Genomic DNA, 10,651 nt, shown 5'->3' with positions numbered 1-10,651 from the left:
CAAGACACTCGGTTGGAGGACACCCGCCGAAGCATTCAACGACCAACTACTGTAAGTCCAACAAGCCGGTGTTGCATCCACCGATTGAATCTGGTCAATATACCTCGATCGCCTTCGCGGAAACGCTTGCGCTGGAGGGGATTGCAGCATCTGTCGGGAGCGTCGGTGATGCTTACGACAATGCATTGGCCGAGACCACGATCGGGTTGTTCAAAACCGAAGCCATCGGTCGCGGCAGCCCGTTCCTCAGTGGTCCGCTGCGCACCGTCGACGACGTCGAGTATGCGACGCTGGAATGGGTCGACTGGTTCAACAATCGGCGCCTGCATAGCCTGCTCGATTACGTCCCTCCAGAGGAATACGAGACCGCCTACTACGCTCAACTCCGGGCGTCCCAGCCGGCGATGTCTCAAACATGAAGCCGGCATCAAACCCGGAACGGTTCACGAAGTGCTGTTACGTAAGGCGTGGGCTTGTCACAAGCACGTGCAAGATGAGATTTTTGGCGCCTTCGAGACACACGGAGCCGAGATCGGTCCCCTGGAAGAGCTTCGCGCGCTGGGTCGTACGTTGTTCGCCTTCACCGAGTTCGTCGTTCACGAGATGTCGGTCAACTACGGTGACGAGCAATCACGCTGGCAGGGGCGACTTGCGGCGGCGCGTCGACGCGTATTCGACGCGGTGGTCTCGGGCGAACACCCACCTGCGGACGCCGAATCGGTATTGCGCCTCGACTTCAGCTGGTGCCACCTCATGGCCGTCGTGTTACCGACTGGGAGGGGTTACGCGACGGAACGCGATGCGGCCCTCGACCAATACGTGCGAGACATCGCAGATGCGTTGGGGGCCCGCACCGCGTTCGCCCTGGAACAGCCTGACGGCAGATGTGAGCTCGTCTGGTCGTCGCCGATTTCGTTCGATTCCCGTTTCGTCGAGATCCTGCGCTTGGTGCCCAAGCCCGACTGGCTTCAGCTTGCAGTGGGTTGTAGCGGGAAGGGCATCGACGGGTTCAGAGATTGTCACCGGACGGCCCGGCTGGCAGCCCGAGTAGCCGAATTGAGTCGGAGCGCGAGCGTGCGCGCGTATCAGGACAGCAGGTTGCTGGCACTCCTGGTGAGCGATCCCGTCGCGGCGAAGACCTTTGCCGCCGAGGTCCTCGGAACTCTCGCACAGGACGATCCCAAGCTCAAAGACATCCGTCAGACATTGAGGCTCTACCTGGGATCGGGGCGCAGTCGAATCGCCGCTGCAGAAGCCCTTCACCTCTCTCCGAACACCGTCGCCTACCGCGTCAAACGAGCAGAGGAACTGCTCGAACGACCAGTCGGCGAACAAACGCTCGAGACGCTGGTGGCGCTGGAGTTACTGGAAGAGCTGCCGCGTCTCGCAGCGCTCACCTGACGAGGCTCGCGGAGTTCAACGTCTCGCCACGGCCCGCACGAAGTTCTTAAGTTCGAAGTCGAGTACTTGAGCCTCGGCGACCGACGGGCGGACGTCAGTGGCCAACAGTGTTCGAGCGGCCATGTGATCGGCGGGGCGGTTGACGGATTCCACACAGGACAACCAGCCTTCTGTGAATCGAAGAACGGAGAACGCGCCGGACGCACGATCGCCTACCGTCACCGTCTCATCAGTCGGCCCACCGATACCAGCGAGCTGGATCTTCATGTCGTATTGGTGGGTCCAGAACCAGGGCACCTTCACGTACGGCTGAGCCCCACCCTCGACGAGACGGGTTGCGACGAAGCGGGCCTGATCAGACGCGTTCTGCACCGACTCCAGCCGAATCGAGCGTCCAGACATCGGGAATATGCAGCAGTCTCCGATCGCGCTGATGTGCGGATCTGATGTCAACAAGGTCTCCCCGACGACGATTCCACCGTCCACGAGGAGGCCTGCATCCTCGGCCAGCTCCGTGTTGGGGACGGCTCCGATCGCGATGAGGACGGCGTCGGCGTCGAGCCATCGACCGTCGTCGGTCTCCACCGCTGACACCGTCCCGTCGTCGTTCCCGTGAATGGCCGACACCCCGCGACCGGTCATCAGAACGACCCCGCGCCGAGCATGTTCGTCGACGAGATGGATCGACAGCTGCTCGGATATCGCGCGCTCCATCACGCGACCGGCCGGTTCGACGACGGTGACGTTGAACCCCTGCTTGCGAACGGCGGCCGCGAACTCCATGCCGATGAAGCCGCCACCGACGACGACGAACCGGGCGCTTCCGCCCAGCCGGCTCCGCAGTTCCTTCGCATCGTCGAGGCCGCGTAAGGCGAACACGTCACCCCGCTCCGCACCGGGAAACGGCAGCCAGCGCGCCCGTGCTCCGGTTGCCAGCACCAGGTGCGAGTACGCGAGGCGCTCACCACCTGACAACTTGAGTTCCTTCGCAGTTCGATCGATCGCGGTGGCCCGGCAGCCCAAGTGCATTGTGACCGAGCGATTCTCGAAGAAGTCGACGGGCCGAAAGTGCACGCCGGAATCCTGAACATCACCGGTCAAGAACCTCTTCGACAGTGGCGGCCGCTGATACGGAGGGTGTGCCTCGTCTCCTACCAGGTGGATTGCGCCGCCGTACCCGAGGTCACGGAGCGAAGACGCCACCTGAAAGCCGGCTTGACCCGCCCCGACGATGACAACGCCATCCGCAGTAGCCACTAGATCTGCGTTTCGGGCACGTGAAATGTGAGCCCTTCGAAGGCATTCGAGACGATGAGCTGACAACTGAGGCGACTGTTGTCGCGGCGCTCGGCGGCAGCTGAGTCGAGCATTTCGTCTTCGTCCGCTGCGATCGGCGGCAGACTTTCGACGGGGCCGGAGGAGACGTAGACGTGACAGGTGGCGCACATGGCGTTGCCGCCACATTCGCCGACGATGCCGTCGACGTCGCCGCGCGTCGCGGCCTGCATTACCGACTCATCGGCCAGGGCGTCGACGTCGACTTTGACACCGAGGTGTGAAACGAACGTGATGGTTGGCACAGAGATCTCTCCGCTCAATAAACTGGTGACACAGGAGGTCTGGACTGGTGTTGGCCTCGTCTCACCATGTCACTGGATACTCGACCAATCCACGGAATGCAGCACCGACCCAACGGGCCGGCCGGTCGCCGTCTGCGGAGCGCAGCTTGGGAAACCGCTTGGTAGAGAGTCGGTACACCGATCTGACCGATGGAGCGGCGCGCGGCCCACATTCCGGCGCACATGTGCACACCCGCACCGAAGGCCAGGTGCGGTTTCTTCTCACGGTTGACGTCGAACACCGCGGGCGCAGCGAACACTTTCTCGTCGCGGTTGGCTGAGGCCAACGCGAGGTACACCGATGTGTCTGCAGGAATCGGGATTCCCGCAAGCACCGTGTCGGAATTGGTTAGCCGGGGGACGAGACCGCAGGCCACAGCGCGGGGTTGTTCAGGACAGCTGCTCGCTGCTCGGGATACGTTGACAACGCCCAGACAAGCGTCGAAATCATGTGCTGCGGCTCATTCATCCCCCCCGAAATGGCCAACTTGATATTCAGATGCATCCGTTCGACCGACAAGCCGCTGTTCGCGAACGCAGACACGATCGTCTGGTTCGGATGCCGTTGCAGATGGGGTATCAAGTCACGGAGTACCGCGTCGACCTCGTCACGAGCTAGTGCGGCTTGAGCGAAGATGTCCGCATCCCGGGCCAAGTTGAACATCGCCGCGATGAAATAGTACGACCAGCGGTGCATATCCTCGGCGGAGACGCCGTCCATCCCCAGAAGGTCGACGAGGTTCTTGGCCGCAAGAGGGGCTGCGTAGTCACGGTTGAGGTCGGCATGGTCGGGCCCGATGTCGTGCATCCGATCGGCGTACGTGTGCGCGTTCCGCTCGAAAACCTCTGTCCACGAATCGATGCTTCTGGGTCGCATCACCGGGTTCATCGGCGCGCGGGTGGCCGCGTGCTGTGGGTCGTCTTCCGCCAGCATCGGTGGCCCGCCGATTGCCCCTGTGAAAGGCAGAGTCGCACCGCGTGCCGAATAGATCTCCGGGTGTCTTTCCGCCAACGTGCACTCCGCGTGGCTGGACACGACCAACGCATTGAAAGCGGGGACCCAGGCGACGGGCGACTCCTCTCGCAATCGCTGATACGTCGGGTAGGGGTCGTCTTCCATGTCGAACGGATTCACCCAATCAGCAACCGGGGGTTCTTGTGGCTCCATGGCACTTCCACCGGGTTGCGGATTCGGCTCCCCGGTCTGCGACGGGAAAAGGCTCGCTCCTACGGGGATCGACATCACTGTCTCCTCAGGACTCGACGACGGATACGCCGTGACCCATTGTGTGGGCGCAGTCACCAGACGGCTTCCGCTGTGACGGTGACCACTTCAGCATGGCTCCCGCACTTCCCAGAACTCTTGGCGCGCGGCACCAAGTTTTCCGTCGGCCTTTGGCGCCCGGCGCTGGGCCGCGCAGCCCTACTTGTCACAGGCGATACCGGCTTCTCGGATACGCCGGGCACGCGCCGGCAGCCTTTCACCATTATTCGTCGATTTGTTGACGTGACGACACAACCATGCGTAGCATTTTTGCGTCCGCTGTCGGGGGCTTCCCGAGCGCGACATCGGCAACCGACGATCGGGTCACCGCCATGACACATGTGAACCAACGCATTTCGGCATCCCTGCACTTCGACCGGTGCGGCAGCATCGGTGTGCTGCGTTTGGACCGAGCGCACAAGCGCAATGCGCTCGACGACGTGACCATCGAGGCCTTGGGGAACTTCTTCACGTCGCCGCCGAGTGGGGTGTCAGCCGTCGTGCTGACCGCGGCGGGCGAGCACTTCTGCGCCGGCCTGGACCTGTCCCAACTGGCCGAACGCGACGCGATGGAAGGCGTCATGCATTCGCGGATGTGGCACGCAGCCCTTGGTGCGATGGCCGACGGGGCGGTTCCGGTCGTCGCCGTTCTCAAAGGCGCGGTCGTCGGCGGAGGCCTGGAACTGGCCAGCGCCGCCCATATCCGGATCGCCGAGCGAAGCGCCTTCTTCGCGTTGCCTGAAGGACAGCGGGGTCTGTTCGTGGGAGGCGGCGCATCGATGCGCATTCCTCGCCTGATCGGAGTGGCCCGGATGCAGGACATGATGCTCACCGGCCGCGTTCTCGATGCCGAGGCCGGCGAAAGGCACGGACTGGCAACGTATCTGGTCGGCAATGACGAGGGCGAGGCACTTGCGTTCGAACTTGCGAACACGATCGCCGCCAACTCGCCTGTCACCAACTACGCGGTGCTGCAGGCGTTACCGAGGATCGCCGAGGTCGGCCGCGACGAGGGCTTGATGATGGAATCGCTGATGGCCGGGATCGCACAGTCGACCCAGGAGGCCAAGGACTCGATGGCGGCGTTCCTCGCCGGCACCGGCAACAAAGTCAGCGCCCGCAGGTCCCCCCACGCCACCGAGGCCAACTGAAATGGCGACGGTGTGCAGGCCCGTGCCTGCCGATGCGAGGGCCACTTCGCGAGTTGGCGCCTTCATGGACTGGTTGGCGGCCGAGCGCGGCCGCACGTTCACCGACTGGGAGACCCTGCAGCGGTGGTCGTGCACCGACATCGAGGACTTCTGGGAAGCGATATGGCAGTACTTCGCCATCGACAGCCACCACCCCTACACCGCGGTACTCGACACCCGAAAGATGCCCGGCGCCCGGTGGTTTGACGGCGCGCAGCTCAACTACGTCGAGCACTCGTTGGGCACCGAGGGCACCCTCGACGACATCGCCGTGATCGCCAAGAGCCAGACCCGGCCCGACCGCACCCTGACATTCCGCGCGCTGCGCGACGAAGTGCGGCGGGTCCGGCAGGGCCTGGCCGACCAGGGCGTCGGCCGGGGCGACCGAGTGGTGGGTTACCTTCCCAACATCCCCGAGGCGCTGATCGCCTTTCTGGCCACGGCCAGCCTCGGGGCGACCTGGGCAGCCTGCGCGCCGGAATTCGGATCGCAGAGCGTGATCGACAGGTTCGCCCAGATCGAACCAACGGTGATGATCGTCGTCGGCGGCTACACCTACGGAACCAAGAGTCTGGACCGGCGCGACGAGGTAGCCCGCATCCGCGCGGCCATCCCGTCGCTGCGGTCGGTCATCTCGGTGCCGTACGGCGAGCATGTGGTGATCGAGGACGTCATCGGCTGGGCCGAGATCGGCGGCGGCGACGGCCGCACGGGGACCATGCCCGCCTGTGAGCCGGTTCCTTTCGCGCATCCGCTGATGGTCCTGTTCTCCAGCGGTACGACGGGTCTACCCAAGGCGATCATCCACGGCCATGGCGGCATCCTGCTCGAGATGATGAAAAACCATTCATTCCACTGGGATCTGGGCCCCGGTGACCGCCTGAGCTGGTACAGCACCACCGCCTGGATGATGTGGAACTCTCTGGTGGGCGCACTGCTGGTGGGGTCCTCGATCGTGATGCAGGACGGCAACCCGGCGTACCCCGATACGGGGAACCAGTGGCGGGTCGCCGCCGAGACCGGCGCGACGATGCTCGGGCTGAGCCCGGGGGTCGTCATGGCCTCACGACGGGAGGGAATCGAACCGGCCCGGCAATTCGATCTGTCCGCGGTGCGCCAGATCAGCGTGGCGGGCAGTCCGCTCCCGCGCGAGGGTTTCGAGTGGATCTACCAGCAGTTCGATTCCTCGGTACTGCTGAACGTCGGCAGCGGCGGGACCGACATCTGCACCGGGATGATCCAGGCATCCCCGCTCACCCCGGTGTTCAGCGGCGCGATGTCCGGGGGCAGTCTGGGTTTCGCCGTGACAGCGTTCGACGAGAACGGCGGGGAGGTCGTCGACGAACTGGGGGAACTGGTGATCACCTCCCCCGTGCCGTCGATGCCCGTCGGATTCTGGAACGACCTCGACGGCGTGCGCTACCGGGACACCTATTTCGACCGCTACCCCGGTGTCTGGCGACACGGCGACTGGGTGCGCTTCGACAGCACGGGCGGGGTCACGATCACCGGACGCTCCGACGCCACCCTCAACCGCGGCGGGGTGCGGCTGGGCACGGCCGAGTTCTACCGTGTCGTCGACGAGCTCAACGGCATCCGGGATTCGCTCATCGTCCATCTCGAAGACCCCGACGGTGGGTTGGGTCGGCTGGTCCTGTTCGTCGTCACCGACGACGGGATCGTGCTCGACGACGACCTGCGCGCGGTGATCACCCGTGAAATCCGCTCCGCACTGTCGCCACGACACGTTCCGGACGAGATCCATCAGGTCCCGGTCGTGCCCTACGGCCGGACCGGCAAGAAGTTGGAGATCCCGGTGAAGCGCATCCTGCTGGGGGCCGACCCGCACACCGTGGCCTCACCCGGTGCGCTGGCCGACCCGACTGCGCTCGACTTCTTCAGCACCTGGCCGCGGACCACGGTGACGGCGTGACCGAGCCTGCAGTACAGAACATCTCGTGCGCCGGTGTCTTCGGACTCGGCGTCATCGGCTCTGCCATGGCAGCCTGCTTCCTGGCCGCGGGCGTCGACGTCGTCGGAACCTGCGGGCCCGACGAGGACCAGCATGACCTCACCGAATCCATCATCCGCGCCGCGCTGGACTATCGGCAGCTGACCGTTCAGACGTCAGGGACCGTCGGTGACCTGCGCGTGGTCCGGTCGGTCGCCCAGGCCGCGGCCGCGGCCGACTTCATCCAGGAGAACATCCCCGAGGACCGGGAGCTGAAGGCGCGCGTCATCGCCGAGATCGACACGGCTGCACGGCCCGGCGTGGTGATCGCCTCGTCGACCTCCGGGATCCGGCCGACGGAACTTCAGGCAATGTGCACCACGGACCCGGGTCGAGTGCTCGTGGGTCATCCGTTCCACCCCGCCCACATCATCCCGTTGATCGAAGTGGTGCCAGGATCCCAGACCCGGCCGGACGCCGCAGAGCAGGCGATGGCGGTGTACCGGCGCATCGGCAAGAAGCCGATCCTCGTCCGGGCCGAGATCCCCGGGCATGTGACCAATCGGCTGCAGGCCGCGATCTGGCGTGAGGCGTACTCGCTGATCGATCGCGGGATCGTCACGGTGGCCGACATCGACACCGCGATCGCCAGCGGTCCCGGACTGCGCTGGGCCATCGTGGGACCCATTGCCGGACAACATCTTTCCGGCGGCCGGGGCGGCCTGCGCGCCGTGCTCGACCACCTCGGCCCACCGGCCCAGGAATGGATGGACGATCTCGGTGCACCGCAGCTGACGCCCGAACTGGTCGACAAGCTGGTCACCGGCACCGACGACGAAATGGCCGGTATCGACCCCGAACTCCTGGCCACCGAACGCGATCAACTGCTGGTCGACATCATCCGGCTCAAACAGCGCGCCCGATCGCTTCCCGAGACGGCCCGAGCAAGAGAAACCACTCTATGACCTACACCCCCAACATCGACCTCGACGCGATCACCGCCATCGACGTCCACACCCATGTCGAGGCCGACGACGACCATCGCCACTTCTCGTTCGACGACGAGCTGATGGCGGCCTCGGCCAAGTACTTCAAGGCCGGCGCGAACCGCACCCCCTCGGTCGACGACCTCGCCGACTACTACCGGCAACGCAACATGGCCGCGGTCGTCTTCACCGTCGACGCCGGCACCGCCTTGGGCGGACGACCGCCCATCTCCAGCGAGAAGATCGCGGAACGGGCTGCCGTGCACAGCGACGTGCTCATCCCGTTCGGCTCGGTCGACCCCCTCGACATGACCGACGCACTGCCCCGATTGCGTTCGCTGGCAACCGATCACGGTATCCGTGGAGTCAAGTTTCATCCGAGTTTGCAGGGCTTCGTCCCCAATGAGCGTCAGTACTATCCGCTCTACGAGGTGTGCGCCGAACACGGTCTCGTCGCGCTGTTCCACACCGGCCAGACCGGCATCGGAGCCGGCTTGCCAGGCGGTCGTGGGATCAAGCTGCGGTACTCGGACCCCATGCTCCTCGACGATGTCGCGGCCGACTTTCCTGAGCTCACCATGATTTTCGCCCACCCCTCGGTCCCCTGGGTCGATTCGTCGATCTCCATAGCGACGCACAAGGCCAATGTCTACCTCGACCTGTCCGGGTGGTCCCCCAAGTACTTTCCGCCACAGCTGGTGCAGGCGACCAATTCGTTCCTGAAGCACAAGGTGTTGTTCGGCTCGGACTTCCCTGTGATCACACCGGATCGCTGGGTCGCCGACTTCGCCACACTGGGTATCCGCGAGGACGTCACGCAGCTGGTGATGAAGGACAACGCCGCGGGGGTCCTGGGGCTGGGGTCGACCACCGCATGACGAGCCGCTCCGAGACGTCGTCGGTCTGGCTGCTCGACGATGAGCACCTGGCGCTCCGCGAAGTGGCCGCCGACGTCGCCGATCGCCACATCGCACCCCGCGCCGCCGACGTGGACGACCGTGCCGAATTCCCCGAGCAATCGCTGCGCGCGTTGATCGCAGCCGATCTGCACGCTGTCGGCATCCCACAGAACTATGGCGGCCAGGGCGGTGACCACCTCGCCTCGGCCATCGTGGCCGAACAGATCGCGCGGGCCTGCGCAACGACCCAGCAGGTCGCGGGAGGCAACGAACTGTTCGCCATGCCCCTGCTCCTCGCCGGCTCAGACGATCTCAAGAAGCGTTACCTACCGCCGATCGCGTCCGGGGACATGCTGGGCGCCTTCGCCCTCACAGAACCCGAGGCGGGCAGCGACGTGGCCGCGCTACGCACGCGCGCCCGGCCCGTGGCGGGCGGCTGGCTGCTCAAGGGAACCAAACGCTGGATTACCAACGCCGGGCGGGCCGACGTGTACGTGGTCTTCGCATCCACCGATCCCGACGCCGGATCGCGTGGCATTTCGACGTTCGTCGTGGAAGCCGCCGACGAGGGCATCTCGTACGGGAGCCCGGAACGCAAGATGGGCTTGAAAGGGTCACCGACCCGCGGGATGACGTTCGAGGATGTCTTCATCCCGGCCGACCGGCTGATCGGCGACACCGGCAGAGGCCTGCGCATCGCGCTTGGCACCCTGGATCGCAGCCGCACCACCGTCGCGGCACAGGCGGTGGGAATCGCCCAAGGCGCACTCGACATCGCCGTCGCCTATGCCGGGCAGCGGCGACAGTTCGGCACACCCATCTCGGAATTCCAAGGCATCCAGTTCCTCGCCGCCGACATGGCAACACGCGTCGAGGCCTCGCGTCTGCTGACATGGTCTGCGGCCAGGGCCATTGACGGCGGGCACACGGCCATCGGCGCCGCCGGCGCCATGGCCAAATGCTTCGCCTCCGATACGGCAATGGCGGTTACCACCGACGCCGTGCAGATCCTCGGCGGGTCGGGTTATGTCAAGGACTATCCGGTGGAACGGATGATGCGCGACGCCAAGATCACCCAGATCTACGAGGGCACCAACCAGATCCAGCGCATCGTCATCGCACGGCACCTGTTCGGCTGAACCGCCGACGTTCTCGCGCATGACGTTCGGACGGAGTCGAGACCGACGTGCCGCGCCCTCTGAGCCTCGCCGCTGAGCCTCTGACGCGGGCACCCTCGCGTCATGCTTTGAGGAGTCGACGCAGTATCTTGCCAGTCGCCGATTTGGGTATCATCTCAACGAATTCGACGCTACGAATCTTCTTGTACGGGGCGACCCGTTC

11 protein-coding genes are annotated in these 10,651 nt (G+C 64.9%); 7 read left to right on the top strand and 4 right to left on the bottom strand.

Annotated features, from left to right (window positions below; translation table 11 throughout):
* On the top strand, nucleotides 1-419 hold a 419-nt coding region (locus SBI67_RS29025; protein WP_318983902.1), incomplete at its 5' end, for an integrase core domain-containing protein.
* A gap of 31 nt (nucleotides 420-450) precedes the next feature.
* Entirely contained in the window at nucleotides 451-1,401 is a 951-nt protein-coding gene (locus SBI67_RS29020) for a PucR family transcriptional regulator (protein WP_318983901.1), read from the top strand.
* Between the two features lie 15 nt (nucleotides 1,402-1,416).
* Here SBI67_RS29020 and SBI67_RS29015 read toward each other — a convergent pair whose 3' ends face one another.
* Genes SBI67_RS29015 through SBI67_RS29000 form a run of 4 tightly spaced genes read right to left on the bottom strand, consistent with a single transcriptional unit; the run spans nucleotide 1,417 to nucleotide 4,263 of the window.
* A complete protein-coding gene (locus SBI67_RS29015) occupies nucleotides 1,417-2,658 on the bottom strand; it encodes an NAD(P)/FAD-dependent oxidoreductase (protein WP_318983900.1) in 1,242 nt (413 codons plus the stop codon).
* Nucleotides 2,658-2,981: a 2Fe-2S iron-sulfur cluster-binding protein gene (locus SBI67_RS29010; RefSeq protein WP_318983899.1), complete on the bottom strand. Its 324-nt coding sequence runs from the start codon at nucleotides 2,979-2,981 to the stop codon at nucleotides 2,658-2,660. Before SBI67_RS29010 ends, SBI67_RS29015 begins: the two co-directional genes overlap by 1 nt.
* A gap of 14 nt (nucleotides 2,982-2,995) precedes the next feature.
* Complete coding sequence (locus SBI67_RS29005; protein ID WP_318983898.1) at nucleotides 2,996-3,355, bottom strand: cytochrome P450; 360 nt, start codon at nucleotides 3,353-3,355, stop codon at nucleotides 2,996-2,998.
* A gap of 14 nt (nucleotides 3,356-3,369) precedes the next feature.
* Nucleotides 3,370-4,263, bottom strand: a complete 894-nt coding sequence (locus SBI67_RS29000) for a cytochrome P450 family protein (RefSeq protein ID WP_318983897.1) — start codon at nucleotides 4,261-4,263, stop codon at nucleotides 3,370-3,372.
* Nucleotides 4,264-4,616: 353 nt separating this feature from the next.
* Between SBI67_RS29000 and SBI67_RS28995 the strand changes: the two genes are divergently transcribed.
* Genes SBI67_RS28995 through SBI67_RS28975 form a run of 5 tightly spaced genes read left to right on the top strand, consistent with a single transcriptional unit; the run spans nucleotide 4,617 to nucleotide 10,449 of the window.
* Nucleotides 4,617-5,435 carry a crotonase/enoyl-CoA hydratase family protein gene (locus SBI67_RS28995; RefSeq protein ID WP_318983896.1) on the top strand — a complete coding sequence of 273 codons (819 nt, stop codon included), beginning with the start codon at nucleotides 4,617-4,619 and terminating at the stop codon, nucleotides 5,433-5,435.
* Between the two features lies 1 nt (nucleotide 5,436).
* Nucleotides 5,437-7,407, top strand: a complete 1,971-nt coding sequence (locus SBI67_RS28990; protein ID WP_318983895.1) for an acetoacetate--CoA ligase — start codon at nucleotides 5,437-5,439, stop codon at nucleotides 7,405-7,407.
* Nucleotides 7,404-8,390, top strand: a complete 987-nt coding sequence (locus tag SBI67_RS28985) for a 3-hydroxyacyl-CoA dehydrogenase NAD-binding domain-containing protein (protein WP_318983894.1) — start codon at nucleotides 7,404-7,406, stop codon at nucleotides 8,388-8,390. Before SBI67_RS28990 ends, SBI67_RS28985 begins: the two co-directional genes overlap by 4 nt.
* A complete protein-coding gene (locus SBI67_RS28980) occupies nucleotides 8,387-9,289 on the top strand; it encodes an amidohydrolase family protein (RefSeq protein WP_318983893.1) in 903 nt (300 codons plus the stop codon). The genes SBI67_RS28985 and SBI67_RS28980 overlap by 4 nt, the downstream gene beginning before the upstream one ends.
* On the top strand, nucleotides 9,286-10,449 hold the full coding sequence (locus SBI67_RS28975; RefSeq protein WP_318983892.1) for an acyl-CoA dehydrogenase family protein: 1,164 nt from the start codon (nucleotides 9,286-9,288) through the stop codon (nucleotides 10,447-10,449). The genes SBI67_RS28980 and SBI67_RS28975 overlap by 4 nt, the downstream gene beginning before the upstream one ends.
* Nucleotides 10,450-10,651 lie beyond the last annotated feature (202 nt).

Source organism: Mycolicibacterium chengduense, assembly GCF_033741155.1.
Taxonomy (GTDB): domain Bacteria; phylum Actinomycetota; class Actinomycetes; order Mycobacteriales; family Mycobacteriaceae; genus Mycobacterium.
Note: the sequence above shows the minus strand (reverse complement) of the source record. Positions and strands in the feature narration are given on the sequence as shown.

What these genes read in the sequence shown, in the direction of transcription:
- SBI67_RS29000 (WP_318983897.1), bottom strand. Translation starts at nt 4,263, where the DNA reads ATGTCGATCCCCGTAGGAGCGAGCCTTTTCCCGTCGCAGACCGGGGAG.
- SBI67_RS28995 (WP_318983896.1), top strand. Translation starts at nt 4,617, where the DNA reads ATGACACATGTGAACCAACGCATTTCGGCATCCCTGCACTTCGACCGG.
- SBI67_RS28990 (WP_318983895.1), top strand. Translation starts at nt 5,437, where the DNA reads ATGGCGACGGTGTGCAGGCCCGTGCCTGCCGATGCGAGGGCCACTTCG.
- SBI67_RS28980 (WP_318983893.1), top strand. Translation starts at nt 8,387, where the DNA reads ATGACCTACACCCCCAACATCGACCTCGACGCGATCACCGCCATCGAC.
- SBI67_RS28975 (WP_318983892.1), top strand. Translation starts at nt 9,286, where the DNA reads ATGACGAGCCGCTCCGAGACGTCGTCGGTCTGGCTGCTCGACGATGAG.